The sequence below is a fragment of the Flavobacterium sp. UW10123 genome, assembly GCF_040538975.1.
Taxonomy (GTDB): domain Bacteria; phylum Bacteroidota; class Bacteroidia; order Flavobacteriales; family Flavobacteriaceae; genus Flavobacterium.
The window spans coordinates 174,997-200,495 of the sequence record NZ_JBEWQE010000012.1; the positions used below are offsets into that span (position 1 = coordinate 174,997).

The 25,499-nt window shown below is 32.7% G+C and carries 27 protein-coding genes; 14 read left to right on the top strand and 13 right to left on the bottom strand.

Annotated elements, in window-relative coordinates; translation table 11 throughout:
- Positions 1-94 precede the first annotated feature (94 nt).
- Positions 95-262: a hypothetical protein gene (locus tag ABXT06_RS15460; protein WP_354591553.1), complete on the top strand. Its 168-nt coding sequence runs from the start codon at positions 95-97 to the stop codon at positions 260-262.
- Between the two features lie 100 nt (positions 263-362).
- On the opposite strand, the gene ABXT06_RS15465 is transcribed toward ABXT06_RS15460, so the two are convergent.
- Positions 363-2,633: a M1 family metallopeptidase gene (locus ABXT06_RS15465; protein WP_354591554.1), complete on the bottom strand. Its 2,271-nt coding sequence runs from the start codon at positions 2,631-2,633 to the stop codon at positions 363-365.
- Between the two features lie 185 nt (positions 2,634-2,818).
- Between ABXT06_RS15465 and ABXT06_RS15470 the strand changes: the two genes are divergently transcribed.
- The 3 genes from ABXT06_RS15470 (at position 2,819) to ABXT06_RS15480 (ending at position 4,895) form a co-directional block, all read left to right on the top strand.
- Positions 2,819-3,670 carry an aldose 1-epimerase family protein gene (locus ABXT06_RS15470; RefSeq protein ID WP_354591555.1) on the top strand — a complete coding sequence of 284 codons (852 nt, stop codon included), beginning with the start codon at positions 2,819-2,821 and terminating at the stop codon, positions 3,668-3,670.
- Positions 3,671-3,679: 9 nt separating this feature from the next.
- Complete coding sequence (locus tag ABXT06_RS15475) at positions 3,680-4,228, top strand: GNAT family N-acetyltransferase (RefSeq protein WP_354591556.1); 549 nt, start codon at positions 3,680-3,682, stop codon at positions 4,226-4,228.
- Positions 4,229-4,340: 112 nt separating this feature from the next.
- Complete coding sequence (locus ABXT06_RS15480) at positions 4,341-4,895, top strand: DUF3575 domain-containing protein (protein WP_354591557.1); 555 nt, start codon at positions 4,341-4,343, stop codon at positions 4,893-4,895.
- A gap of 3 nt (positions 4,896-4,898) precedes the next feature.
- On the opposite strand, the gene ABXT06_RS15485 is transcribed toward ABXT06_RS15480, so the two are convergent.
- Complete coding sequence (locus tag ABXT06_RS15485; RefSeq protein WP_354591558.1) at positions 4,899-5,123, bottom strand: VF530 family protein; 225 nt, start codon at positions 5,121-5,123, stop codon at positions 4,899-4,901.
- A 107-nt stretch (positions 5,124-5,230) separates the two neighbouring features.
- Complete coding sequence (locus ABXT06_RS15490) at positions 5,231-5,869, bottom strand: hypothetical protein (protein WP_354591559.1); 639 nt, start codon at positions 5,867-5,869, stop codon at positions 5,231-5,233.
- A gap of 140 nt (positions 5,870-6,009) precedes the next feature.
- Between ABXT06_RS15490 and smpB the strand changes: the two genes are divergently transcribed.
- The 3 genes from smpB (at position 6,010) to ABXT06_RS15505 (ending at position 8,269) form a co-directional block, all read left to right on the top strand.
- On the top strand, positions 6,010-6,465 hold the full coding sequence (gene smpB, locus ABXT06_RS15495; protein WP_095927676.1) for an SsrA-binding protein SmpB: 456 nt from the start codon (positions 6,010-6,012) through the stop codon (positions 6,463-6,465).
- Positions 6,466-6,546: 81 nt separating this feature from the next.
- Positions 6,547-7,185, top strand: a complete 639-nt coding sequence (locus ABXT06_RS15500; protein ID WP_202001522.1) for a hypothetical protein — start codon at positions 6,547-6,549, stop codon at positions 7,183-7,185.
- Positions 7,186-7,273: 88 nt separating this feature from the next.
- Positions 7,274-8,269, top strand: coding sequence for a helix-turn-helix domain-containing protein (locus ABXT06_RS15505; protein ID WP_354591560.1), 996 nt, complete (start codon positions 7,274-7,276; stop codon positions 8,267-8,269).
- Positions 8,270-8,296: 27 nt separating this feature from the next.
- Here the strand turns inward: ABXT06_RS15505 and ABXT06_RS15510 are convergent, their stop codons facing one another.
- On the bottom strand, positions 8,297-8,938 hold the full coding sequence (locus ABXT06_RS15510) for a protein-L-isoaspartate(D-aspartate) O-methyltransferase (protein WP_177209989.1): 642 nt from the start codon (positions 8,936-8,938) through the stop codon (positions 8,297-8,299).
- Between the two features lie 315 nt (positions 8,939-9,253).
- Between ABXT06_RS15510 and ABXT06_RS15515 the strand changes: the two genes are divergently transcribed.
- The 7 genes from ABXT06_RS15515 to ABXT06_RS15545 all read left to right on the top strand — a co-directional run bounded on the left by ABXT06_RS15515 (position 9,254) and on the right by ABXT06_RS15545 (position 16,065).
- Positions 9,254-10,219 carry a Gfo/Idh/MocA family protein gene (locus ABXT06_RS15515; RefSeq protein ID WP_354591561.1) on the top strand — a complete coding sequence of 322 codons (966 nt, stop codon included), beginning with the start codon at positions 9,254-9,256 and terminating at the stop codon, positions 10,217-10,219.
- A gap of 88 nt (positions 10,220-10,307) precedes the next feature.
- Complete coding sequence (locus tag ABXT06_RS15520) at positions 10,308-11,195, top strand: 3-hydroxyacyl-CoA dehydrogenase family protein (protein WP_354591562.1); 888 nt, start codon at positions 10,308-10,310, stop codon at positions 11,193-11,195.
- A gap of 12 nt (positions 11,196-11,207) precedes the next feature.
- Entirely contained in the window at positions 11,208-11,864 is a 657-nt protein-coding gene (locus ABXT06_RS15525; RefSeq protein WP_354591563.1) for a YggS family pyridoxal phosphate-dependent enzyme, read from the top strand.
- A gap of 97 nt (positions 11,865-11,961) precedes the next feature.
- Positions 11,962-13,323 carry an exonuclease domain-containing protein gene (locus ABXT06_RS15530; RefSeq protein WP_354591564.1) on the top strand — a complete coding sequence of 454 codons (1,362 nt, stop codon included), beginning with the start codon at positions 11,962-11,964 and terminating at the stop codon, positions 13,321-13,323.
- Between the two features lie 30 nt (positions 13,324-13,353).
- Complete coding sequence (locus tag ABXT06_RS15535; RefSeq protein ID WP_354591565.1) at positions 13,354-14,193, top strand: ion transporter; 840 nt, start codon at positions 13,354-13,356, stop codon at positions 14,191-14,193.
- 152 nt (positions 14,194-14,345) lie between these two features.
- The gene (gene miaA, locus ABXT06_RS15540; protein WP_354591566.1) at positions 14,346-15,266 is read left to right on the top strand and encodes a tRNA (adenosine(37)-N6)-dimethylallyltransferase MiaA; all 921 of its coding nucleotides are present in this window, start codon (positions 14,346-14,348) and stop codon (positions 15,264-15,266) included.
- 52 nt (positions 15,267-15,318) lie between these two features.
- A complete protein-coding gene (locus ABXT06_RS15545; RefSeq protein ID WP_354591567.1) occupies positions 15,319-16,065 on the top strand; it encodes an acyl-[acyl-carrier-protein] thioesterase in 747 nt (248 codons plus the stop codon).
- Positions 16,066-16,273: 208 nt separating this feature from the next.
- Here the strand turns inward: ABXT06_RS15545 and ABXT06_RS15550 are convergent, their stop codons facing one another.
- From ABXT06_RS15550 to fabV, 9 genes are all read right to left on the bottom strand, one after another.
- Positions 16,274-16,807, bottom strand: coding sequence for a hypothetical protein (locus ABXT06_RS15550; RefSeq protein ID WP_354591568.1), 534 nt, complete (start codon positions 16,805-16,807; stop codon positions 16,274-16,276).
- Positions 16,794-17,483 (bottom strand): peptide chain release factor H, encoded by a 690-nt coding sequence (gene prfH / locus ABXT06_RS15555; protein ID WP_354591569.1) that lies wholly within the window; start codon positions 17,481-17,483, stop codon positions 16,794-16,796. The genes ABXT06_RS15550 and prfH overlap by 14 nt, the downstream gene beginning before the upstream one ends.
- 16 nt (positions 17,484-17,499) lie before the next feature.
- Positions 17,500-18,891 carry an RtcB family protein gene (locus ABXT06_RS15560; protein ID WP_354591570.1) on the bottom strand — a complete coding sequence of 464 codons (1,392 nt, stop codon included), beginning with the start codon at positions 18,889-18,891 and terminating at the stop codon, positions 17,500-17,502.
- Positions 18,881-19,642 carry a hypothetical protein gene (locus tag ABXT06_RS15565; RefSeq protein ID WP_354591571.1) on the bottom strand — a complete coding sequence of 254 codons (762 nt, stop codon included), beginning with the start codon at positions 19,640-19,642 and terminating at the stop codon, positions 18,881-18,883. The genes ABXT06_RS15560 and ABXT06_RS15565 overlap by 11 nt, the downstream gene beginning before the upstream one ends.
- A gap of 496 nt (positions 19,643-20,138) precedes the next feature.
- Positions 20,139-20,855, bottom strand: a complete 717-nt coding sequence (locus ABXT06_RS15570; protein ID WP_091496987.1) for a response regulator transcription factor — start codon at positions 20,853-20,855, stop codon at positions 20,139-20,141.
- A 3-nt stretch (positions 20,856-20,858) separates the two neighbouring features.
- Positions 20,859-22,445 (bottom strand): sensor histidine kinase, encoded by a 1,587-nt coding sequence (locus ABXT06_RS15575; protein ID WP_354591572.1) that lies wholly within the window; start codon positions 22,443-22,445, stop codon positions 20,859-20,861.
- A gap of 59 nt (positions 22,446-22,504) precedes the next feature.
- On the bottom strand, positions 22,505-23,101 hold the full coding sequence (coaE, locus tag ABXT06_RS15580) for a dephospho-CoA kinase (protein ID WP_354591573.1): 597 nt from the start codon (positions 23,099-23,101) through the stop codon (positions 22,505-22,507).
- 2 nt (positions 23,102-23,103) lie between these two features.
- The gene (locus ABXT06_RS15585) at positions 23,104-24,102 is read right to left on the bottom strand and encodes a glycosyltransferase family 2 protein (protein ID WP_354591574.1); all 999 of its coding nucleotides are present in this window, start codon (positions 24,100-24,102) and stop codon (positions 23,104-23,106) included.
- A gap of 127 nt (positions 24,103-24,229) precedes the next feature.
- Positions 24,230-25,420, bottom strand: a complete 1,191-nt coding sequence (gene fabV / locus ABXT06_RS15590; protein ID WP_354591575.1) for an enoyl-ACP reductase FabV — start codon at positions 25,418-25,420, stop codon at positions 24,230-24,232.
- Positions 25,421-25,499 lie beyond the last annotated feature (79 nt).

A 25,499-nucleotide genomic window follows, 5' to 3' on the forward strand; every position in this document is an offset into this window, starting at 1 on the left:
AAACATTGATTAAGAAAATTTACAAAATAATAAATACTTTTAGGATATGTTTGTCCAATGGACAAATTATGTGATTTCAAAATGAAAAATGGGTATGAATAAATATACGGCTATAAAACTCAGTGAACACTATAGAGCTAGTGTCCGTACTTCGGGAGAAGTAATCGGTGAGTTTGTCCGTGACAAAGAAGTTATATGTAAACTTATTTTATTCATCGGTGCAAAAGTACATCTTTTTTTTATTCACAAAGCAAAAAATTAAAATTCTAACATTTTTTTTACGTTTTGTGAATATACAGAAAAACAAAACCCGATAATTAGAAGTAATTATCGGGTTTTTAATCCATTATATTTTTAAAATACTATTTTTTTGTAAACGGAATCACTTGCCCATTTCCTGTAAGTATCAAATCGAAACCTGTTTTTGCTTCATTAAATTTAAGTTTTAAGCCAGCTCTAGCAGATTCGAAAGTATCTTTTTCGTTTACAAGAGGCTCTAATGCAAACTTAGGATAGTTTGGAAGTTCTGCATTTAAAACACTATTTTTCTCTGTCAATTCAATTGTTAAAGGTGATTTTGAAGTAATATAACTTCCTATATATGGATCTAAAATAAGATCTTTTTCTATCTTACCTTTTCCCGATGTCCAAACATTATTAGACGTATTATTGTCTGGAAAAGCATGATCTGGATCTAAAGTAATACTTTCGATTTCTTCAGTAGAATTGTGTTTGAAAGACCAAGAATTATTTCTTTGCCATATTTCTACTGGCAAATTTACTCTTGTCACTTTTCCACTTTTTGTTTTTACATCTAAAACAATTGGCATTGGCATTTTATCAAAGTTTTCAACTGTGATTACAGCACCTTTCGCTGGGTCATTTTTCACATATTTTACAGAATTAACACCTTGATCGAAACGCCAGTTATTTACATACCAGCTTCTCCAGAACCAGCTTAAGTCTTCTCCTGCCACATTTTCCATAGATCTAAAGAAATCATCTGGCTGTGGATGTTTGTAAGCCCAACGCTGAATATAAGTTCTAAAAGCAGTATCAAAACGTTCTTTGCCTAAAATTTGCTCTCTTAAAATTACTAAACCTGCACTTGGTTTAAAGTAGCATAACATACCGATATTAGCTTCCTTCATGTTGTCAGGAGAACTCATAATCGTTTCTAAGTCAGGTCTAGTAAACGGTTCTGCCATATCATGCAGATTTGTTGGCTCTTCTTTATATTCTCCATTATTAAATGCAGCAGTACTTAATGAGTTAATGAAAGTATTAAATCCTTCATCCATCCAAGCAAATAGTCTTTCATTTGAACCTACAATCATTGGGAACCAGATATGACCAAATTCGTGATCTGTAACTCCCCAAAGATCTTGTCCTTTAGATTTCCATCCACAAAAAACAATTCCAGGATATTCCATCCCTCCTTCATTCCCTGCAACGTTTGTAGCTGCTGGATAAGGATATTCGAACCATTGTTTTGAATAATGCTCAATAGAAGCTTTTACATATTCTGTAGAACGACCATAAGCACCTTGTCCTGCACTTTCAACTGGATAAGCAGATAATGCTAATGATTTTTTACCGCTTGGAAGGTTAATTTTTGCTCCATCTAAAATGAAAGCTGGAGATGATGCCCAAGAGAAATCACGTGCATTTTTGATTTTATAATACCATGTTTTTTCTGTTCCTGCATTTGCATTTGAAGCTGCATTTACTTCTTGCTCAGAACGAATTGTTACCGTTTTATCACTATTTGTTGCGTCTTTATATTTTTTGAAATGATCTGCAGAAAGCACTTCTTGACCATTTAATAATTCACCAGAAGCAACTACAAAGTGATTTCCTGGAACAGTTAATTTCACATCAAAATCACCGTATTCTAAGTAAAACTCAGACGCACCTAAATACGGAGCTGTATTCCATCCTCTTACATCATCATACACACACATACGTGGGTACCATTGTGCAATTGTAAAGATTTTTCCATTTTTAGTTTCTAAAACTCCCATTCTGTCAGATCCTTCAAAAGGTGCAATGAAAGAGAATTCAATTTTAACCTTTACAGAACCTCCTTTTGCTGCCAATTCCTGAGGAAGAAAAATCTGCATTCTGGTATCTGTAACTATATATTTAGCATCAACTTCTGTTTTGTTTTTTCCTCCAGAAATTACTTTAACAGATTTAATTTTATTTCCGCCATCAAAAACTTGTCCTTGAGCTCCGTTACGGCTTCCTGTTAAAGGCACAACAGCATTTCCTCTAGAATCTTCTTTGAATAAGTTTTGATCTAAATTTAACCAAAGAAATGATAATTTATTAGGGCTATTATTAGTATAAGTAATTTCATCTGTCCCTACAATCTCATTTGTAGTTCCGTTTAATTTTGCCGTAATCTGATAATCGGCTCTATTCTGCCAATACTCTACTCCTGGCTCACCGCTCGCAGTACGCGTCGATGTAGCGTTTTTGGTGTAAAAATGAGGTCCAAAGGCATCATGATAATTGTAATTGTTTACTGGATTTGCTGCTGGTGCTGACGGAGTTTGCTGCGCCCAAACTGAAGAAATCCCAAAAAATAAAGCCGCGGTTAAAATGGCTTTTGCAGATTGCTTTTTCATATTTTTTAGCTGTTTATGTAGCAAATTAATGAAAAAAAAAGCTATTTACAGAGATAATTCAAAACATAAATTCAATTTTAGCAAAATTTTACCAATAAAATAATTTAAGCCATTTTCTTAAAAAACTAAATTTTATAAAATATATTTACATCTATTAAAAGAACACTCATTTTAGATTCAACATTGTGACTACAACTATTTCAAATTCTATATTAAAAGCTTCTATTAAACATGCTGGAGCTGAATTATATTCTATAAAAGACAATCAAAACAACGAATATATCTGGGAAGGTAATCCAGTTTTTTGGGGTAAGCATTCGCCTGTTCTTTTTCCTATTGTAGGAACTTTAAAAAACAACACTTATACAATTAACGAAAAAGAATACCATCTTCCTCGTCATGGTTTTGCTCGCGATATGGATTTTGAGTTGATCGAAAAAACGGTAAACAAAGCCATTTTCTCTCTTAAATCTTCTGAAGAAACATTACAGAAATATCCGTTTGAGTTTGAACTACAGCTTATTTATACGCTTAACGAAAGCTCATTGGAACTTGAATACAAAGTAATTAACAACGGAAACGAAAAAATGCCTTTTTCTATTGGTGCGCATCCTGCCATTGCGCTTCCTGAGCAATTTGAAAATTATGCATTTCAATTTGAAAAAGAGGAAAACTTAAAATATTATCTTCTTGAAAATGATTTGATTTCATCTAAAACGAAAATTTTAGAAACAAAAAATAATTTGGTCCCTTTAAATTATGAACTGTTTAAAAATGATGCTTTAATCTTTAAAACATTAGAATCAAAATCTTTAACTATACTTAATAATTCAAAACCATATATAAAAGTTGATTACAATGATTTTCCAAGTTTAGGAATCTGGACAAAAGAAAATGCGCCTTTTATTTGTATTGAACCTTGGCTTGGCTATTCTGACACAGACGAAAATACAGGCAACTTATATAAAAAAGAAGGAATTTTGATTTTGGATGAAAACAAAAATTTCAGTGCAAAATTTAGTATTACCATATTATAATAAAACAAAATGTTAGATTTTAACTTCACTCCATTTCCAATAATAGAAACAGAACGCTTAATTTTGGACAGACTGACAGATAAAGATGTACAGGAAGTCTTTGAATTGCGTTCTAATCCGGAAAACATGAAATATATTCCCAGACCTCTGGCAAAAGACCATGAGGATGCTTTGGAGCTCATTAGAATGATTGATGAAAAAATTGATACTAATGAAGGAATAAATTGGAGTGTCCGATTTAAAAATGATTCTAAATTAATTGGAATTATCGGGTATTACAGAATGCAACCCGATAATTACCGTGCTGAAATAGGTTACATTCTTTCACCTGATCATCATGGAAAAGGAATTGTCACAGAAGCAGTAAACCGACTGATTAAATATGGTTTTGAAGATTTAAAACTTCATTCAATTGAAGCCGTAATTGATCCTGAAAATTATGCCTCTGAAAAGGTCTTGCAGAAATGTGGTTTTGTTAAAGAAGCACATCTCAGAGAAGTAGAGTTTTGGGAAGGAAAATTTATCGACAAGGTAATTTACTCATTACTAGAAAATTAACTCTTTATACTTGTTAAAATGATATTATAGATAACAATCCTTAAGCATTATACTTTATATTTGCGCTCAAAATTAGCAAACCACAGCTGTTTTTGAATTCCAAACAATATTTATGAAAAAAATATCCGCCCTACTTGTTCTTTTATTTTGTACCCAATTACAAAGCCAGACATTTGTAAAATTTAACGGAGCAACTGCTCTAATATTAGTCCCAAATATTGGAATAGAAACCAGTATTGGAGAAAAAACCACTTTTAGTGCTGATGTAATGGCTTCTTTCTGGGAATCTTTTAACGGAAATAACCCGATGAAATTTGTCACTGTTACTCCTGAGATTCGTTATCATTTTAAAGAAAAGTACAATGGCTTTTATGCTGGAGCTCATATTGGTGCCGATAAATACGAAATACAAAAATGGAATTATTGGGATACTAATAAGTACGAAGATGGTTTTGGTTATAGAATTGGAGCTACAGTTGGCTACAATTTAAAGCTAAACGATAAATTTCTACTTGATTTTTTTGTTGGAGGCGGATGGCACCAAGGTTTTTATCATGGTTACTATAACGACGGAACTCCTGGAAGATACGACAAAGCTCCTAACTATAATAAAAGTGGAGAATGGCTTCCGTACCGTGGAGGTGTAATGATTTCTTATAAATTATAAAACTCAGATTAATTTTGGAAGTGTTTTAATATAAAGTTCTTCTACTTTTTTACGAGCCCAATCTGCTTTTCTTAAAAAAGTAAGACTTGATTTCACACTCGGATTTGAGGTAAAGCATTTAACAGGAATTAATTCTCCTAAAGTATCAAAACCATAATAATCGACTAAGGTTTCGACAATTTTTTGAAGTGTAATTCCGTGTAAGGGATCTTTGGATTGATTTTGCATCTTATACTTTTTAAATACTATCAAAAAGACCGTACTTCAAAAAAGTACGGTCTTCTTTTTCGCAAAATTACTAAATAGAATTTTACATTAATCAAATAAAGAATAAATTAGAATATGAATTTAAACCCAACAGAAACAGGAGAAGTCAAGTTTGGGTTACTTCCTGCTAATTCTGTATTGTAAAATGGATCAACATTTGCAACATGCGCTAAACCAAAATTGGCAACAGTTGTTTTTTCCCCATCTTTAGCCTTAAGTGTTGTCGAAGTAAAATTAGCCAGATCATAAGAAAACTCTACAGAGAAGTTTTTAGTAACAAAATAATCCAAACCTCCTGATACTGAAAGTCCCACTTGATTAACTTTCAACTCACTCTCTTTCTCTTTCCCTGTAATAATTGGTATTGCAGCTTGCCCGAAGAAATATAACGATCCTGCTACGTTCCAATATTTTCTAATTAAAGGCTGAACAACAATTAAATCTGTTTTAGCAGCTGTTCCTGCATCTGTTTGAGCTTTGATATTAATATATCCTACACCCGCTCCAACAGCAACGGATGGGGTAACAAATGTGCCTACAATTGGAATTACAGATAAATTTGTGTTTTTATTGCCCTCATTTTTTGTCTGCTGATAGCCAAATTGAGAAGTTGCAAACCAAGCTCCTTTCAATCCTTGAGACGAATCTTGAGCTTTAGCTGTTAAACCGATTAATACCATACTCACTAATGTTACAATCTTTTTCATTTTATTTCGTTTTTTTTTAATTACAGGACAAACTTATGCGTAAGCTTTTTGTTCGAGACTGATTTAAATCATAGATTAAAAGAAAACTTTAATTATCTTTAACTGCCACACTTTTTTAATTTTGTCTTACATTTGCAGCTATGATAAAATCAGTCAATATACTTAACAAGAGGGCCCGATTCGATTACGAAATAATCGATACATATACTGCTGGAATTGTTTTGGCAGGAACAGAAATTAAATCTATCCGCTTAGGAAAAGCAAATATTACCGAGAGCTTCTGTGAATTTAGCGGCATGGAACTTTTTGCCATTAATACTTACATTGAAGAGTATTCTTTTGGTAATCAATTCAATCATAAATCAAGAAGTGAGCGAAAATTACTTTTAAATAAAAAGGAACTAAAAACACTTCATAAAAGCGTTCAAGCAAAAGGTTTGACAATTATTCCTTTAAAACTGTTCACAAATGAAAAAGGTTTAGCCAAATTACAGATTGGGCTTTGCAAAGGAAAAAAGAATTACGACAAGCGTGAATCACTAAAAGAACAAGATACCAAACGTGATTTAGATCGTATTAAAAAAGCTTACAATTAAAAGCAAATTTAATTCTCTCTAAATAATGCATTTATAACATTTTATTGTTATTTTTATTACAAAATAATATAACTGTAAAATATGAAAAAGTACTTCGTTTTGTTTTTCGCTATTGCAGCGTTTTCAAGTTGTGGCAGTAATACTTCTATTGTAAACAGCTGGAGAGATCCTGATGTAACAATCACGCAGGAACAATTTAAGAAAGTTTTGGTTGTAGCTTTGGTCAAAGATGAAGCTTCGAGACGAATCACTGAAAATAGAATTGCAGCAGGCAATCCGATATTTAAAACTTCATATCAATACTTAAACGCAACGACACAATTATCTCAAGAACAAAAACTTAAGATTCTACAAGATGAAAATTTTGATGGCGTAATTAGTATGCGCTTAGTTAGTAAAGAAAAAGAAGTCAACTATGTTCCTGGCACTTACACCGGAATGTATTATGGTGGTTTTGACGGAATGTATACAGGAATGTACGGATATGGTTTTGGAAACTGGTACGGAATGTATTCTCCAAATTTCTACGATCCAGGCTACTATCAGGAAACCACTTCTTATATGGTAGAAACCAATGTTTTTTCATTAAAACAAAATAAATTAATCTGGACAGGAACAACAGAATCGCAATATGTTACAGACTTAGGGCAAACAGTCGATGCAATCATGCAAGCTGTAGTCAAAGAAATGAGAAAAGATGGCTCTCTGCCTCCAAAATAATATTTTTTTAGAAAAGCGATATTTAAACATCGCTTTTCTTTTATCTAAAAAATTGACTTCATTTGTCAAGACAAAATTTTTCATTAAAATGAAATCACTTCTTAAAAATGCTAGAGAGCAAAAAGGTTTAAAAACTCGTGAATTAGCGAAACTTGCAGATATTGATCAAGCATTGATCAGTAAATTTGAATCAGGAACACGAAAACCAACCAAAGATCAAGTTATTAAGCTATCTCAACTTTTAGAAATTGATTATGAAACTTTAATGATTACTTGGCTGAAAGAAAAGATTCTTTATGAGATTGGCAATGAAGAATTTGCTCTGAAAGCTTTAATCTTGGCTGAACAAGAAATTCAAAACAATACCAAGAAATTAAATTCTGAGATTTTTTTCTCTTTAAAATCTTATTTAGACGAAATAGATTTATTAAGAAAAGAAATTTTATCTCTACAAGAGTTTGATTTACATAGAATATCGAAAATTCTAGAATTAGAATTCATTTCCGAAATCAATCATCTAAATGGAAACACTCTAACATTCAAAGAAACTAAAGAAGTTATTAATGAAGGAGCAAAAATTTCTAGTAAAAGTCTGCAAGAACATCTCGAAGCAATAAATATCAACAACGCTATTTCTTACATCAAAGATTTAAACCAGAAAAAATCACCCGTCTCTGAAAAGGAGTTTCTTTCAATTCATAGCCTAATTTCAAAAGGAATCGAAATTGATAATTCAGGAAATTACAAAAAAGATCCTATTATTATAAAAGAGATGAACTTATTGTTTAATTGGCTTGAAACAAATAAAACGAACTCACATCCTTTATTATTAGCAATAGAAGCGCATTTTAAGATTATTTCTATCACCCCTTTTGAAAACAGGAACATTCAAATGGCAAATCTTTTAATGAATTGGATATTGCTAAAACACGATTTTGTATTTGCTACAATAAAAGGAGATTTAAAAGAATACTTATCTATTTTTGATTTAAGCCAGAATAAAAACGACAAATCTCTCTTTATTAATTTTATTCTCCAAAAAGAAAAAGAAAATCTAATTCATGCATTAGAACTAGTCAAATAAAAAAGCCCATTTAAATGGGCTTTCTCATTAATTTTTATCTTCTAATAAAGGAACAAATCTAAATTCCCCAAACTCATGTTTTTCAAATTGCGTTTCATTCTTTCTAATCAATAAAGTCATAATCTGAACATCTTCTCCCAACGGAATAACAAGCCTTCCCCCTATTTTCAATTGAGCCATTAAAGGCTGTGGAATAAACGGCGCACCTGCAGTAACAATAATACTGTCAAACGGTGCAAAATTTGGTAATCCTTTATAACCATCTCCAAAAGTAACGTGTTTTGGACGTATATTTAATTTCGGAAATAAATTGGATGTTGTTTTAAATAATTCACTTTGTCTTTCAACGGTATACACTTTAGCTCCAAGCATAAACAAAACAGCAGTCTGGTAACCAGAACCAGTTCCAATTTCTAAAACTTTGTGATCTCTTTTTACTTCTAACAACTGTGATTGAAAAGCAACTGTGTATGGCTGCGAGATAGTCTGCCCGGCTCCAATAGGAAAAGCCTTATCTTGATAAGCATAATCTTCAAAACTTGAATTCAAAAAAAGGTGTCTCGGGATTTTTTTTATCGCATCCAGCACCGCTTTATCCGTAATTCCTTTTTGCTCTAAAGTAGTTACTAATTGATTACGAAGTCCTTGATGTTTGGCAGTATCTTTCAAAATAGGTAGGTTTTATTTTCGCAAAAATAAGAAACAAAACAGGATTTCAAATATTGATTTTTAAATAATAAAGTGTAAAGTCAAAAGTCGAAAGTCAAAAGGTCACAATCTGTGAGTCTAAGTGGAGTCGAAGCCCTTCGACCAATATAGCCTTTCGACTTCGCTCAGGGTGACAAACTATAAAATTAAAAGGAGCAATCAACTGCAAACTTCAAACGACCAACAACCAATAACTAACAACCAACAACCAATAATTCGCTAAATTCATTTTCACGTTCAACAAATAAATTATATTTTTGTTTAAAATACATTCTCATGTTAAAAGTAGGAGTTTTAGGTGCTGGTCATCTTGGTAAAATACATTTACGCTTATTACAACAATCTGACAAATACGAATTAGTTGGATTTTACGACGAAAATCAAGAAAATGCCGAAAAAATCTCAAAAGAGTTTGGCTACAAAAACTTCAGTACAATTGCAAAACTCATTCACGCTGTTGATGTGATTGATATTGTAACTCCAACCCTTTCGCACTATAAATGTGCTAAAGTGGCAATCAAATCAGGAAAACACATCTTTATTGAAAAACCAATTGCAAACACTGTAGAAGAAGCCGAAGAAATTATCGCTTTGGCTAATGAATACAATGTAAAAGGGCAAGTTGGTCATGTAGAGCGTTTTAATCCCGCTTTTATTGCTACAAAAAACATGATCGAAAATCCGATGTTTATAGAAACGCATCGTTTAGCTGAGTTTAATCCACGTGGCACGGACGTTCCTGTGGTTTTAGATTTAATGATTCATGATATTGATGCTATTTTAAGCGTTGTAAAATCTAAAGTAAAAAGCATAAACGCAAGTGGTGTTTCAGTTATTAGCGAAACTCCTGACATTGCCAACGCCAGAATCGAATTCGAAAATGGCTGTGTTGCTAATTTAACGGCAAGCAGAATTTCCTTGAAAAACATGCGTAAATCTCGTTTCTTTCAAAAAGATGCTTACATTTCTGTTGACTTTTTAGAGAAAAAATGTGAAGTAGTTCGTATGAAAGATGCACCAGAAGTTCCTGGAGATTTTGATATGATTTTACAGAATGCTGAAGGTGTGAAAAAACAAATTTATTTCACTAATCCAGATGTAGAACAAAACAATGCAATCTTAGACGAGTTAAATTCGTTTGCAGATGCCATAAACAATAATACAACTCCAATTGTTACACTTGAGCAAGCTACAGACGCACTACGTGTAGCTTACCAAATTATTGAGTGTTTCGATAAATAATTAGAAAAAAATCAAAATAATTAGCCACGAATTCACGAATTAATTGTTGAATTCGTGGCTAAATCATAAATAAAATATCTAGCAAAAAATGAAAACAATAGCTGTAATTGGAGCAGGAACAATGGGTAATGGTATCGCGCATACTTTTGCACAAAGCGGATTTACCGTAAAATTAATCGATGTCTCTGAAAAATCATTAGACAAAGGAATGGCGACTATTGCTGCCAATTTAGATCGAATGTTATCTAAAGGCACAATAACTCAAGAGGAAGTTGCCAAAACCATTACCAATATTATAACTTACACGGATTTAAAAGACGGAGTTGTTGGTGTAGATTTAGTAGTTGAAGCTGCAACTGAAAACGTTGATTTAAAACTGAACATCTTCAAACAATTAAACGAATACTGTTCTCACAATACTATTTTAGCAACCAACACTTCTTCAATCTCAATTACACAAATTGGAGCTGTTGTAGCACATCCTGAGCGTGTGATCGGAATGCACTTTATGAATCCGGTGCCGATTATGAAATTAGTTGAAATTATTCGCGGATACAACACAAGTGATGAAGTAACTAAAATCATCATGAATTTATCTGAAAAATTAGGTAAAGTTCCTGTAGAAGTAAATGATTATCCAGGCTTTGTAGCAAACAGAATCTTAATGCCAATGCTAAACGAAGCAATCGAAACGTTATACAATGGTGTTGCTGGAGTTTACGAAATTGACACGGTAATGAAATTAGGAATGGGACACCCAATGGGACCATTGCAATTAGCAGATTTTATCGGACTTGACGTTTGCCTTGCAATTCTAAACGTAATGTACGACGGATTCAAAAATCCTAAATATGCTCCTTGCCCACTTTTAGTAAATATGGTGAGAGCTGGAAAACTGGGAGTAAAATCTGGTGAGGGATTCTATGATTACAGCGAAAGCAAAAAAGCAGAGAAAATTTCGAAGCAGTTTTTATAAAAAATAAATGCCATGTCGATTCAATCGAATTTAAATACAATCAAAGCAACTTTACCTGAACACGTAACTCTTGTTGCCGTTTCAAAAACTAAACCCGTATCTGATTTGATGCAGGCTTACGAAGCTGGACAACGCATTTTTGGAGAAAACAAAATTCAGGAAATGACTGAAAAATGGGAACAAATGCCAAAAGATATTCAATGGCACATGATTGGTCACGTTCAGTCCAATAAAGTCAAATTTATGGCTCCTTATGTGAATTTAATTCACGGCGTTGACAGTTTGAAATTATTACAAGAAATAAATAAACAAGCTTTAAAAAATAATAGAACCATAGATTGTCTTCTTCAAATTTATATTGCTGAAGAAGAATCTAAATTTGGTTTAGATGAAAACGAACTAACCGAACTTTTAACTTCTGCAGAGTTTAAAGAATTGAAAAATATTCGTATCTTAGGTTTAATGGGAATGGCAACCTTCACAGAAGACCAAAACCAAATTAAAAAAGAATTTACCCATTTAAAATCAATTTTTGATTCCATCCAAAAATCACAAGATATTAAGGATTTTACAATTATTTCAATGGGAATGTCTGGAGATTATCAATTGGCAATAGAATGCGGAAGTACAATGGTTCGTATTGGAAGTAGCATTTTTGGAGGAAGATAATTTTCCAAACCACAATCGTAAAAACACACCTGTGTCTTTACAGAAAAACTAAACACTAATTTCGATTTCAATCGAATCTGAACACTGAATACTGAATTTGTACGCGATATTAGACATAGAAACAACCGGAGGGCAATTTAATGAAGAGGGAATTACCGAAATCGCTATCTATAAATTTGATGGGCATGAAGTAGTTGATCAATTCATTAGCCTTGTCAATCCTGAAATTCCAATCCAGCCTTTCGTAGTAAAACTGACTGGAATTAATAATGCTATGTTACAATCAGCTCCTAAATTTTATGAAGTTGCAAAGCGCATTATCGAAATTACTCAAGATTGTGTTATTGTAGCTCACAACGCCTCTTTTGATTATAGAATCCTAAGAACCGAATTTCGTCGTTTAGGTTACGATTTCGAAGCGAAAACACTTTGCACAGTTGAGTTAGCAAAAAAACTAATTCCAGAACAGCCTTCCTACAGTTTAGGAAAACTGGTTCGCGCACTTGGAATTCCAATGGCCGACAGACATCGCGCGAGTGGAGATGCAATGGCGACAACGAAGCTTTTTAAAATGCTTCTAGAAAAAGATACTGAAAAAACAATAGTAAAAGATTTCATAAAACTAGAAGTCGAGAAAGGAATTGCTCCAAAATTCCTAGATATCTTAAGTCAAATGCCAACTAAAACTGGAGTTTACTATATCTATAACGAAGGTGGCACTCTAATTTACATTGGCAAAAGTCAAAATATCAAAAAAAGAGTCAATCAGCACTTTACAGGAATTACTACAAAAAGCAAAAGAATTCAAGCAGAAGTCTTTACGATTACTTATGACGAAACCGGAAGCGAATTAATTGCACTTTTAAAAGAAAGTCAGGAAGTAAAAGTGAATCGCCCGAGATACAATCGTTCGCAGAAAAAATCAGTTTTCCCTTTTGCTTTATATGCAGAAAAAGATGCCAACGGTTATATTAATCTAAAACTAGAAAAAGCAGACGGACGTAAAAAGGAAATTACTTCTTACGCATCATTGCAAGAAGGCAAAAATGCACTTTTTAAAATAACTGCAAAATACCATTTATGCCAAAAATTAACAGGTTTATATCAAACCAAAAAAGAATGTTTTCAATATAAGATTAAAGAATGTGACGGCGCTTGTATTGGCGAAGTAACTCCCGAAGTTTATAATTTGAGAGTACAACAATTCATCTCCGAAAACAGCTTTGAAAACAAAAGCATGATTTTAATCGACAGAGGTCGAAATGTAAACGAAAGAAGTGCCATCTTAATCGAAAACGGAACCTATAAAGGCTACGCTTATTACGATTTAAATTATCAGATTACAAATATAGATATCTTAAAGAATATTCTAATCCCAATGCAGCACAATCGTGATGTAAAAAACATCATTCAAAGCTACATTCGTAAAAGCAAATCACTAAAAATACTTCATTTTTAACAAATCAAAACTTTCATTATCTTTAAGGATATGAAAAATAAAAAATCACAATACGAAATCTTTAGAGAAAAAGTCAAAATCGTTCTATATGGTACCAACACCTTTTTAGGACGAATGTTCGATTTAGTATTGCTGGGTTTAATTTTACTGAGCGTTCTATTGATAATGCTTGATACCGTTCAAGGCGTCAGTTCTAAATATCACGAACAATTATTAATTTGCGAATGGATAATTACTATATTTTTCACCATAGAATACGTATTGAGAATTATCTCCATTCAAAAACCCGTCAAATACATTTTCAGTTTTTACGGAATCATAGATTTACTTGCCGTTTTACCAATGTATTTGTCCATCTTTTTCCCAGGTGCGAGTATTTTATCAATTGTAAGAGCATTGCGTTTTCTTCGATTGTTCAAAATATTACATATTCCGCAAATCAACCATCAATCGCTACAACTAAAAGAAGCTATAGAAGCCAGCAAAGAAAAAATTCTGGTTTTCATCTATTTTGTATTAATCAGTACTGTAATCATTGGCACTATAATGTACTTGGTCGAAGGAAAAGAATCAGGATTTACCAGTATTCCAATGGGCATTTATTGGACAATCGTTACGCTTACAACAGTAGGTTACGGTGACATTTCTCCACATACCCCACTTGGACAATTCATTGCCGCTTGCGTAATGATTTTAGGTTACGGAATCATCGCAGTTCCAACCGGAATTGTAACTGCCGAATTTGCCAAAAGCAGTATGAGAAACAATACTGTAAGCGGAAAAAAAACATGCCGAAAATGCCAATCTCAAGTTCACTTCGATAACGCTAAATATTGTTACGAATGCGGAACCGAATTGCCAAATAATTAATTTTAGAAGCTAATCCAGCTGTACATTCCAACTCCTCCTTATATTTGTAATTTTTTAAGGCATAAAAGGAGCTTCCGTTGGTCGCTCTTTTATACCAAAAAAATTCAACAAATATAAGTCCGGGGTTTCCATTTCCATCTGGGCTAAAAACTATGAAATACCTAATTACCATTGTCGGACCAACAGCTATAGGCAAAACAGCCTTGAGTATTGCTTTGGCACAACACTTTAAATGCGAAATCATTTCGTGCGACAGCCGTCAGTTTTTCAAAGAAATGACCATAGGAACCGCAGTTCCAAACCAAGAAGAACTCAATTCAGCCAAACATCATTTCATTCAAAACAAATCTATTTTTGAAAATTACACTGTTGGCAATTACGAAAAAGAAGCTTTAGTCAAAATTGAAGAATTATTTCAAAGCAATGATTTCGTAATTCTTATTGGAGGCTCAGGATTATATGTCGATGCTATTTTAAAAGGATTCGACGAATTTCCAGAAATCGATCCAAGCATTCGTTCCGAAGTAAATTCTAATTATGAAAAACTTGGAATCGAGTATCTTCAGGAACAATTAAAAAACCTAGATCCAGATTATTATCAAAAAATAACTGAAGAAAATCCGCAGACTTTACAAAACCCGCAACGAATGATGCGTTTTGTAGAAGTTTGCATTGGTTCTCAAAAACCATATTCTTCTTTCTTAAACCAAAAGAAAAACAACCGAGACTTCACTCCCATTTTAATTGGTTTAGATGCCGACAGAGAAATCATTTACAGCAGAATCAACCAACGTGTTGATATTATGATGAACGAAGGATTACTAAAAGAAGCCGAAGCACTTTATCCTAACAAAGCGTTAAATGCGCTCCAAACCGTCGGTTATAGAGAATTATTTAGTTATTTTGACGGAGAATTCACGTTGCCATTTGCCATAGAAGAAATCAAAAAAAACACACGAAGATTCTCCAAAAGACAATTAACGTGGTTCAAACGAAACGAAAATACCAAATGGTTTGATTACGCAACAGATAGAAAAGAAATCATAAATTACATAGAAAATCTTATAAAGTAAAATCAAGTCTTTTTTCTATAATCTTTACTCTATTCTCTAAAAAAATAAAAAAATGCCAATATCTCCCAACTTCACATCAGTTTTAAGCAAAGACTGGGAAATCAATTTCACACAATGCACACCAACAGGTTTCTTAAAGTATACCGATTTGTGTAATATTTTACAACTAACCGCAGCGGCACATTCAGAAGTTGGCGGAATAAGCTTTTATGATATGCAGGAATTTGATCAGGCATGGGTTTTAAGCCGAATGCGTGTCGAAATTACAGCATTACCAAAATGGCAGGATGTTGTAACTGTAAAAACATGGATTAATAGTTTAGAAAATTCACGTTCTGTCCGTGCCTTAGAAATGTATGTAAACGGAAAAAAAATAGTCGGTTGCGAAACCTATTGGGCCGTTTTCAATACCAAAGCACGTCGTCCAGAAGCTTTAGCATTGCCTTTTGAACATTTCGAATTGTTTCCTGAAAAAAGGGCAACAGAAGAAGGATTTTCAAAAATCAATATCAATCACGAAAAAGAAGCCGTTTTCGAAAAAACTGTCTATTTATCAGATTTAGACATTGTGAATCACGTAAATAATGTAAAATATTTAGAATGGTGCCTGGATCATGTTGATCCAAAACGAATCATGAAACAAGAAGTTAAAAGCTTCGAAATGAATTTCATGAAAGAGCTTTCACTACAAGATAATGTTGTAATTCACGAAAGTGAAGATGACGATCATACAACCGCAACTTTCAGCATTACAAAAGGCGAAAAAACGTGTTTTGCTTTGGAGTTGCATTGGAAATAAACTACGATTTCTCTTTACTACAAAGATTTACCACAATCTTGTCATTTCGACGAAGGAGAAATCTTCGCGAGAAGCTCTACAAATATTGGCGATTTTGATCATGGAGTTACTTACGAAGATTTCTCCTTCGTCGAAATGACAAACTTTGTAGATATACTATTAATAAACAAAAAACCCATGCAAAATTTGCATCGATTTTTTGTTTTAATCATTTCGATTTCTTTTTAGAACCTTTCTTAGATTTTTTCTCTTTCTTCTTTTTCAGTAAATCAATCTTATCTTTAATTCTTTTCTCAACCTCGCTAATTCCTGAATCATAGTCATGTTGAATAGAATATAATTTTGCCTGCTTAATTTCTTTTAAAGCATCCTTAAATTCATGTTGCACTTCTAACAGAATTGCTTTTTTAATATAAATCTCTGATTTATTAATTCCTTTTACCGTTAAAGCAAAATCAATAAGCTTACGCGCTTCTTCGTAATCTTCGTTTAAAATCAACGTTTTTAAATAATAAGGATAAACTTCAAGAGCATGAATATTAATCGCTAAAGCTTGCTGAAAATATGATTTTGCTTCTTCATAATTCATTAATTGTTCTGCCTGAATTCTTCCGTACAAACACAAAACCATCGTGTTTTTATCATCATAAGAAAAAGCATAATCTAAAGACTCAATTGTCCCTTCCAACCAAAACGGATAATTATCCAAGGCTTGAAAAAGGTATTTATCAGTTGTTTTCATTGCGTAAATCGTTTTTTAATTTCTGACGAGTTCCTTTGTAGCTTTTCTCTACTTTGTTCTTTTTAAAATCACTTCCTGTAAAAACTCTCACAGGATTTCCACGCTCTACATTCAGCTGATTTTCCCATTGTTTTCCCACATGATTTTTAAGCTGAACCAGTTTTTCGTCTTCTAGTTTTTTTAATAATCTTTCTGTTGCCAGTTTTTTATTTTGGTGTTGCGAACGGCTGTCCATAGCTACAACAGCAATTCCAGTCGGAATATGAGTTGCCCGAATTGCCGAACTTACTTTGTTCACATGCTGACCTCCCGCTCCGGAACTTCTCATAGCCTGATATTGAATATCATTTTCCGAAACTGAAGCATTCTTCTGCGGTTCAATTTCAAAAATTCCAATAAACCAGTTTTTGCGTTTGTTCATTTTCCTAAACTGACTCTGGCCAATCCACTGGATCGTTCCAATCCAAGATTTTACAAATTGATCGACATTCTTTCCTTTTACAGAAATCGATGCGGTTTCGATTGTTCCGTTTTCTTCTCCTTTCTCTCTTTGAAGTAAAACCACATCTAAATTCTGATCTTGTGCCTCTTCCAAAACTTTTTTAAGCACTTGGGCAACAACCCAAGTGCATTCTGCAGGTCCGCGACCCGCTGTTATCTGAATAATTTTTTCCATTTTTCTAAATCTCTTTTTAACGATCCATTCTAACAATCTTCGGCGTAAACGTGCCTAAAACTTCTACTAAATCTGTTTGGTTTGCCATTACTTTTGTAATGTCTTTGTATGCCATCGGAGCTTCGTCAATATTTCCGCCAATTAAGGTCACTTCGTGTTTCTTCAACTCTTTATTGATCAGGCTTTGTGTAAAAGTGCTTTTGCATTTCGCTCTCGAAAATAAACGTCCTGCTCCATGCGAAGCTGAATTTAGACTTTCTGTATTTCCTTTGCCTTTTACAATAAAACCCGGAGCAGTCATCGAACCGGGAATAATTCCCAATTGTCCTTCTCCTGCTGGAGTTGCACCTTTTCTATGCACAATACATTCCTGACCATTTACGATTTCTTTCCAAGCAAAATTGTGATGGTTTTCAATTGTCACCAATACTCTTTTTCCAATTGCTTTGGCAATTCGTCTGTGAATATCATCGTGGCAGGCTTTTGCATATTCTCCTGCTAAATTCATCGCCAGCCAATATTCCTGACCATCATGCGTATTCAGATCCAACCAAGCCAAATGTTGGACATTCTTTGGTAATGGACATTGTTTTGTTGCCAAATACGTGTAATGCTTTGCAATGTTTGCACCCAATCCGCGGGAACCACTGTGTGATAGGACAGCAAAATATTCGCCTTTTTCGAGTTTCCATTCGTTCTCAGGATTGTCAATTTTAGCAATTCCAAATTCTACAAAGTGATTTCCTCCGCCAGATGTCCCTAATTGTTTATAGGCTTTTGGAAGAAGATTTTTCAATAACGGAATATCTTTAAATCCACTATTGTAAAACACCTCATGATCCACACGTGAATTGTGCGTTTCATACATTCCAAATTTTGTATTGTCTTTTAAAATTGCTTCCAGCTGATGCTCTTTTCCTTTAAAATGAGAAGCTGGCAAATCAAAAATAGAAAGGCTCATTCGGCAACCAATATCAACCCCAACTCCGTACGGAATTACAGCATTATCAGTAGCTAAAACACCACCTATTGGCAATCCGTAGCCCGAGTGCGCATCTGGCATTAAAGCTCCTGCAACCGAAACAGGCAGTTTTAATGAATCATACAATTGAAATTTTGCCTGTTCGTCAATTTCATTTTCTCCAAAAATTTTAAAAGGCGCTCTTGTATTTTTAAGCTGGTGCATTCTTACCTGAACAGGTTTTATCAAACCTTCGGCTACTTTACCCCAAGTTCCGTTTCCTTCGTACTTTTCAGGATTCAGCAAAACATCTTTTGCTTCTGTTAGAATAGATTCTTTTTTTTCTCTTTTTCTATATCTGTTTATCTGCCCTAAAGCGATGTTTATTGAATTGTTCTTTGGAAACCCCAATTTAATCAGGTCTTTTCCAGATAATTTATTTCCCATGATTTTCTATCATTTCATCTGCATATTGCTGATACAAAACATGCAGACTTTTATTTTTAATTGGGCTTATCTCTTTTGGATTTTCTTTTTCGTAGTAACTCCATTTACGAGAACTCCCGTATAATAATCTATTTATTTTATCTCTCAGATTGTGATTAACAACGTAATTGTCTATAAGCTGAATTTCGCTTTCCAAATCTGAATCGACCATCTTAGTATGTGTTATCATATAAGGACTAACACGAAGCACATATCGCCAAGGCTCATTAAATACATAATGAATTTTGTATCTTTTACAATTGCTGCACCAGCGCTCTCTTTTGTAAAAATGTACTTTTTCTTTTTCGGTCAATTCGAGTTTAGAACTTCTCCATTCCCATTCTGAAAACTCTTTTACAGTTTGGATTTTTTCAACATAAACATGTTTTCTTTTTCTCTTTTTCTTTCTCTTAAAAGATTTTTCCGGAGAAAACTGCCATGTATTTATTTTTTCCAATAATTCTCTGTAAAATGGAGCTTCACTTGATCTAGCAACATCATCTCTTAATTTAAAATTGCGTTGCCAGCCTTTTTGATAAGGAATTTCTAAAGGAACTAACGGTAAGTTTCTGCGTTTTTTCCAAAGTTCTACTTCAAGCTTTCTTAATTGAATTAATTGTTTTTCAAAATCTTCTTTTACTAATCTTTTCTTTTTTCTTTTTCTTTTAAAACGAGTGCATAATGCATACTCGTCCACCGTATAATTTTCCATAAAAAAATTATCGTGCATTAAATTAACAGCCAAAAAGGCTTAACATTTTATCCTAACAGATAAATTTTAAAATCGATTTTCGGGAAAATTTTGAAGTGTCTAGAATAAAAAAAGCCCGAAACTTATTGTCTTCGGGCTTTTTTATATATCTAAAAGTATATTTCTAAGATTGAAATAAGCCACGAAGAATTGCTTCACCAAATACGTTTGATGTAAAGCTCTGAGATGTCGATGTAAGTACAAACACTATTTCTTCGTTTTAAAGGGTTATTATTTTTTTCGTGTGCAAATATTGTGAATTGTTTTTTGATTTTCCAAATTTATTTTAAGAAAATTCATCAAAATAAAATTCCTTTTCTAAAAGAAGATATAAAACAAAAACATAAACAATTTGCAATCAAAACATTAAACTCAATCTTAGCACCAAAAATGAATTTAATTAAAATGCATAAAAAAAGCTCTGATTTCTCAGAGCTTATATATTTTAGTGAATTAATTATTCAGAAACTTTGCTTTTTACAACTAATCTGAAACCTTCTCCGTGAATGTTTAAGATTTCAACATCTTCATCAGCTTTTAGATATTTTCTAAGTTTTGCGATGTAAACATCCATACTTCTTGAAGTAAAGTAGTTATCGTCTCTCCAAATTTTTGTTAAAGCTAATTCTCTTGGCATTAAATCATTTTCATGAAGAATAAGCATTTTAAGCAATTCATTTTCTTTTGGAGATAATTTGATTGGCTCTTCATCTTGATAAGTCAAGAATCTCAATTTTGAATTTAAGTGGAATTTACCAATATTAAATTCAAACTGTACTTGTTCTGCTTTTGTATCTGCAGATTTTCTTTGAATGATTGCTTTAATTTTCATTAAAAGAACTTCTGAGTCAAAAGGTTTATTTAAATAGTCGTCAGCACCTGCTTTATATCCTTTTAAAACATCTTCTTTCATAGATTTTGCTGTCAAGAATATAATTGGCACTTCACTGTTCTTCTCTCTAATTTCTTTGGCCAAAGTGTAACCATCTTTATAAGGCATCATTACATCAAGAATGCATAAATCGTACACATCCTTCTTGAATTTCTCGAAACCTTCCATACCGTTTTTAGCTAAAGTAACTTCAAAGTCATTTAACATTAGATAATCTTTAAGAACCGCCCCAAAATTTAGGTCATCTTCTACTAAAAGTATTCTTTTGTTAGTATTTTCCATATTTTAATTTATTAATGGTATTTTTATTATAAAGGTGCTACCTTTTCCTTTTTCGCTTTCTACATATACTTGACCATTGTGATCCTCTACTATTCTTTTAACGTAAGCTAGTCCTAAACCATGTCCTTTTACATTATGAAGGTCACCGGTATGCTCTCTGTAAAACTTTTCAAAAACTCGTTTCTGAGCTATCTTACTCATTCCCAAACCATGGTCTTTTACTTTTATCAGAATCATGTCCTTCACATTTTCTGTAAAAATCTCAATCTTAGGTTCATTTGGAGAATATTTGATTGCATTTTCTAAAATATTTACCAATACATTTGTAAAATGAACTTCATTTATCAAAACTGTTGTCCTAGCTGCATTATAATGTCTTTCAACTGTTCCTTGCCTATCTTCTAATATTAAATTTACATGCTCAATTGCATCGTCAATTATATCAGTAACCACAGTAGGCTCTTTAGTTATGTCAAGTTCTCTTTTTTCTAATTTAGAAATACGAAGAACGTTTTCAACTTGTGCATGCATTCTTTTATTCTCATCTCTAATCATTTGAAGATAACGGTAAACCTTTTCTTTATCTTCAATAACTTTAGGACTTCGAATAGCATCTAATGCTAAATTTATTGTAGCAATAGGAGTTTTAAACTCGTGCGTCATGTTATTAATGAAATCTGTTTTAATTTCAGAAATATGTTTCTGACGTATCAACTGATTTAATGCACTGGTATAGGCTACAATTATAATCAAAGTAAAAACTATCGATAAAATAGTAATACTCAATAATTCGGATAATAAGAACTTCTTTTTATGAGGAAATGTTACAGAAAGTTCATATCTGCTATTTCCTTCATTATCTGTGTAAATTGGAATATTGTATGTAGCTTCTTTATCGTAATGAAATCCATCAGATTTTATCTTTGTTGGATTGCCACTGCTATATATTCCAAATTCAAATTTGGTTTTTACGCCATATTCTTCGAGCTCTTTCTTTAATAACTTAAAAAGTTTGTCTTTAGTTATTCTACCTTCAATTGGAGTTAAAGAAGCAATATCTTTATATTGAATCTGCTGCTGAACCTTGTTTAATATATCTAAGCTTCCTGATTTTTCAATTTTAAGATCAGGAATAATACTTTGGCCTAAGCTATTATTATCAATTCCGTTGTTATTATTATAAACTTCAGTTACTCTTTTTGAACTAAAATTTTTAAAACGCTCGCTGCTGAATTTTTTGTTAAAAACCGAACCATTGATATCATAATCTTCAGAAGTCAATGTATTCGAATAAACAATTGTTTTGTTTGTTTTAGTATTTCTCTGAACATAAAACACTTGCAATAAATCTTCTTTTTTTGGAATTTTACCCGTACTGTCTTTAATACGGTTGTATTTGTCGTAGAAACTGTACTCTTCTTGTTGTTCCAGCTTATCTGCAACATTTCCAATTACTTGAGTAACGTGGTATTTAAACTGCTCTTCATTATTTTTGAACGAAGAATTGAACCAAAATACTTGTACCAGAATTATCCCTATTAAGGACAGACTCATCAATAAAACAAGTATTCTAAAAAATAATTTATTCATCGAAACAAAATTAATATTTTAACAATATACTAAATAATACATTAACCAAATATTAACATTTAAGACTGTTTTTGTTTTATATTTAAAATTTTAAGAATTTTAACAACTTCTTCTCTAGCATTTTTAAGATTATTGTTATTAATCACGAAATTGCTCTTAGAAATTCGTTTTTCATCATTCCACTGCATTTTCATTCTACTTACAACTTGTTCTCGGGTAGTTTTATCTCGTTTTACAACTCGGTCAATTCTCAGTTCTTCTGGAGCAGTAACAGTTATAATTACATCGCAATCTTTATATCGGCCACTTTCAAACAAAATCGCAGCTTCATAAATTACATAATCATGATTTTTATATTTTTCCATCCATTCTTCAAAATCTAATTTTACTGCTGGATGCACAATTGCATTTAATTTTGCTAATTGCTCTTTATCATTAAAAACTACCTGCGCCAACTTTGCACGATCTAAAACTTCACCATCAAAAACATTGCCACTAAAAGCTGATTTTACTTCTGCAAGAATATTTTTTGACTGCATGACCCTTTTAGCACCATCATCAGCAATATAAACAGGAACGCCCATTTCTTCGAAATAGTTTGCAACAGTAGTCTTTCCGCTGCCAATTCCTCCTGTAAGACCAATAACTTTCGCCATTTTTATAATTTAAAAAACATACGCGGAAAAGCTTCTTGCGGTTTTTTCTTTAACAAAATCACTTTCACATATGATTTCAAAAATCCTGTTCCGTAACCATAAAACTGCTTCCACACAGCTATTACAGATAGATATCCGATTTTGACACTTTTGTTTTGAATACTAGCTGTAAGAAAAATTATAACGAAATATACGAAATATAATTGTAATAAAATATCAATATTAAAAATTAACAATAAAAAAGCTAATAATAATCCTAGGATAAAAAAGGTTGGAAAGAAAAAAGTAAACTTATTATACTCTGGATACCAACTATTTAAAATTGGCCTTGCTATTCCAAATTTATTAACCTGAATTGAGAATTTCTCCCAGTCAATTCTTCTTTTATGATATACATAAGCTTCCTTAAAAAGCCTTGTTTCAAATCCAAGATTCCACAAACGTATAGATAAATCAGGATCTTCGCCAGGATGTATATTTCCAAAACCTTTTGAAGCTTCAAAAGCCTTTTTAGAAATTCCCATATTAAAGCTACGTGGCTGAAACTTATTGATTTTCTCCGAACCTCCTCTAATTCCCCCTGTTGTCAAAAAGGAAGTCATAGCAAAATTAATTGCTTTTTGAATATCTGAAAAACTATCAAGCGCTTTATCTGGTCCACCAAAACAATCCACATAATTTGCATCTAATTCTTTACGAACTTCTGTCAAATATTGTGATGGAATAATACAATCTGAATCAAAAATGATATAATAATCACCTCTGGCTCTCTGCATTCCGAAATTTCTAGAATCTCCTGGACCTGAATTTTCTTTGAAATAATATGATATATTTAATTTTCCTTGATAATTCATCACCACATCTCGGCATGGAATTGAAGATCCATCTTCGACAAGAACAATTTCAAAAGCTTCATTATAATCAGATTTTGAGAGACTTTCTAAAAGCTCATCAACTTCATCTGGACGATTATACACGGGTATAATTAAAGAAAAAATCATAGCAGAATGCGCGTTATTAAAGGGTATATTTTTAGTGTCGTAAAATTTTAACAAAGATATGGTATATTCACAAAAAAACCATCAACTTTGGGCTGATGGTTTTTCGATTTACTATGTAAACTAGTATTTATTTGATACTTTCAATCTCAACAACTTCGTTAGTGTCTGCGTTGTAATCAACACCAGGAACTTCAAAACCGAATAAATTTAAAAAATCATTTCTGTAGCCTGCTAAATCACCAATTTCTGGCAATGTTTCAGTTGTAGCTTCTAACCAAAGTTTAGCTACTTTTTCCTGTACGTCTTCACGCATTTCCCAGTCATCAATTCTAATTCTTCCTTTTTCATCAACAGGAACCTCAGAACCATTGTACAATCTATCTTGGAATAAACGCTGAATTTGTTCGATACACCCTTCGTGAATTCCTTCTTCTTTCATGATTTTGTATAAAAGAGAAATATATAATGGAATTACAGGAATTGCAGAACTTGCTTGTGTAACTAAAGCTTTATTCACAGAAACATACGCTTTTCCTCCAATAGATTCTAAAGAATCTGAAATAGTAAACGCTGTAGCTTCTAAATGATCTTTTGCACGACCGATAGTTCCTTTTCTGTAAACTGCTTCAGTTAATGCTGGCCCAATATAAGAGTAAGCAACTGTTACGGCTCCTTCAGCCAATAAATTTTCAGCTTTCAAAGCATCGATCCACATTGCCCAGTCTTCTCCACCCATAACAGCAACCGTATTTTCAATATCTTCCTCATTTGCAGGAGCAATTGAAACGTCTGAAACTTTTCCTGTATGAAAATCAACTGTTTTGTTTGTAAAAGTCTGTCCAATTGGTTTTAAAACTGAACGGTGCGTAACACCTGTATTTGGATTTGTACGTACTGGAGAAGCTAAACTATAAATTATAAGATCTACTTTTCCTAAATCTGCTTTAATCAAATCTAGAGTTTCTCTTTTAATTTCGTTTGAAAATGCATCTCCATTAATGCTTTTTGCATATAAACCTGCTTTATGAGCTTCTTTTTCAAATGCTGCAGAATTGTACCATCCTGGAGAAGCGGTTTTTCCTTCAACTGGCGGTTTCTCAAAAAACACTCCAATTGTTGCTGCACCAGAACCAAAAGCACTAGTAATTCTTGAAGCCAATCCGAAACCTGTAGAAGCACCGATCACTAAAACTTTTTTAGCACCAGCGATTTCTCCTTTAGATTTTACGTATTCGATTTGATTTTTTACATTTTGCTCAGCTCCCGTTGGGTGGGCAGTCAAACAAATAAATCCTCTCATTCTAGGTTCTATAATCATACTTGTTTTATTTATTCGTTAATAAGCTATTTATTAGGTAAATGAGCGCTTATTCCCGTTTGTTTACTTATTTTTTCGA

Bases quoted from the DNA above. Each gene is read 5' to 3' on its own strand.
- ABXT06_RS15460 (WP_354591553.1), top strand. From the start codon at position 95: ATGAATAAATATACGGCTATAAAACTCAGTGAACACTATAGAGCTAGT.
- ABXT06_RS15465 (WP_354591554.1), bottom strand. From the start codon at position 2,633: ATGAAAAAGCAATCTGCAAAAGCCATTTTAACCGCGGCTTTATTTTTT.
- ABXT06_RS15475 (WP_354591556.1), top strand. From the start codon at position 3,680: ATGTTAGATTTTAACTTCACTCCATTTCCAATAATAGAAACAGAACGC.
- ABXT06_RS15480 (WP_354591557.1), top strand. From the start codon at position 4,341: ATGAAAAAAATATCCGCCCTACTTGTTCTTTTATTTTGTACCCAATTA.
- ABXT06_RS15485 (WP_354591558.1), bottom strand. From the start codon at position 5,123: ATGCAAAATCAATCCAAAGATCCCTTACACGGAATTACACTTCAAAAA.
- ABXT06_RS15490 (WP_354591559.1), bottom strand. From the start codon at position 5,869: ATGAAAAAGATTGTAACATTAGTGAGTATGGTATTAATCGGTTTAACA.
- smpB (WP_095927676.1), top strand. From the start codon at position 6,010: ATGATAAAATCAGTCAATATACTTAACAAGAGGGCCCGATTCGATTAC.
- ABXT06_RS15500 (WP_202001522.1), top strand. From the start codon at position 6,547: ATGAAAAAGTACTTCGTTTTGTTTTTCGCTATTGCAGCGTTTTCAAGT.
- ABXT06_RS15505 (WP_354591560.1), top strand. From the start codon at position 7,274: ATGAAATCACTTCTTAAAAATGCTAGAGAGCAAAAAGGTTTAAAAACT.
- ABXT06_RS15515 (WP_354591561.1), top strand. From the start codon at position 9,254: ATGTTAAAAGTAGGAGTTTTAGGTGCTGGTCATCTTGGTAAAATACAT.
- ABXT06_RS15520 (WP_354591562.1), top strand. From the start codon at position 10,308: ATGAAAACAATAGCTGTAATTGGAGCAGGAACAATGGGTAATGGTATC.
- ABXT06_RS15525 (WP_354591563.1), top strand. From the start codon at position 11,208: ATGTCGATTCAATCGAATTTAAATACAATCAAAGCAACTTTACCTGAA.
- ABXT06_RS15535 (WP_354591565.1), top strand. From the start codon at position 13,354: ATGAAAAATAAAAAATCACAATACGAAATCTTTAGAGAAAAAGTCAAA.
- miaA (WP_354591566.1), top strand. From the start codon at position 14,346: ATGAAATACCTAATTACCATTGTCGGACCAACAGCTATAGGCAAAACA.
- ABXT06_RS15545 (WP_354591567.1), top strand. From the start codon at position 15,319: ATGCCAATATCTCCCAACTTCACATCAGTTTTAAGCAAAGACTGGGAA.
- ABXT06_RS15550 (WP_354591568.1), bottom strand. From the start codon at position 16,807: ATGAAAACAACTGATAAATACCTTTTTCAAGCCTTGGATAATTATCCG.
- prfH (WP_354591569.1), bottom strand. From the start codon at position 17,483: ATGGAAAAAATTATTCAGATAACAGCGGGTCGCGGACCTGCAGAATGC.
- ABXT06_RS15560 (WP_354591570.1), bottom strand. From the start codon at position 18,891: ATGGGAAATAAATTATCTGGAAAAGACCTGATTAAATTGGGGTTTCCA.
- ABXT06_RS15565 (WP_354591571.1), bottom strand. From the start codon at position 19,642: ATGGAAAATTATACGGTGGACGAGTATGCATTATGCACTCGTTTTAAA.
- ABXT06_RS15570 (WP_091496987.1), bottom strand. From the start codon at position 20,855: ATGGAAAATACTAACAAAAGAATACTTTTAGTAGAAGATGACCTAAAT.
- ABXT06_RS15575 (WP_354591572.1), bottom strand. From the start codon at position 22,445: ATGAATAAATTATTTTTTAGAATACTTGTTTTATTGATGAGTCTGTCC.
- coaE (WP_354591573.1), bottom strand. From the start codon at position 23,101: ATGGCGAAAGTTATTGGTCTTACAGGAGGAATTGGCAGCGGAAAGACT.
- ABXT06_RS15585 (WP_354591574.1), bottom strand. From the start codon at position 24,102: ATGATTTTTTCTTTAATTATACCCGTGTATAATCGTCCAGATGAAGTT.
- fabV (WP_354591575.1), bottom strand. From the start codon at position 25,420: ATGATTATAGAACCTAGAATGAGAGGATTTATTTGTTTGACTGCCCAC.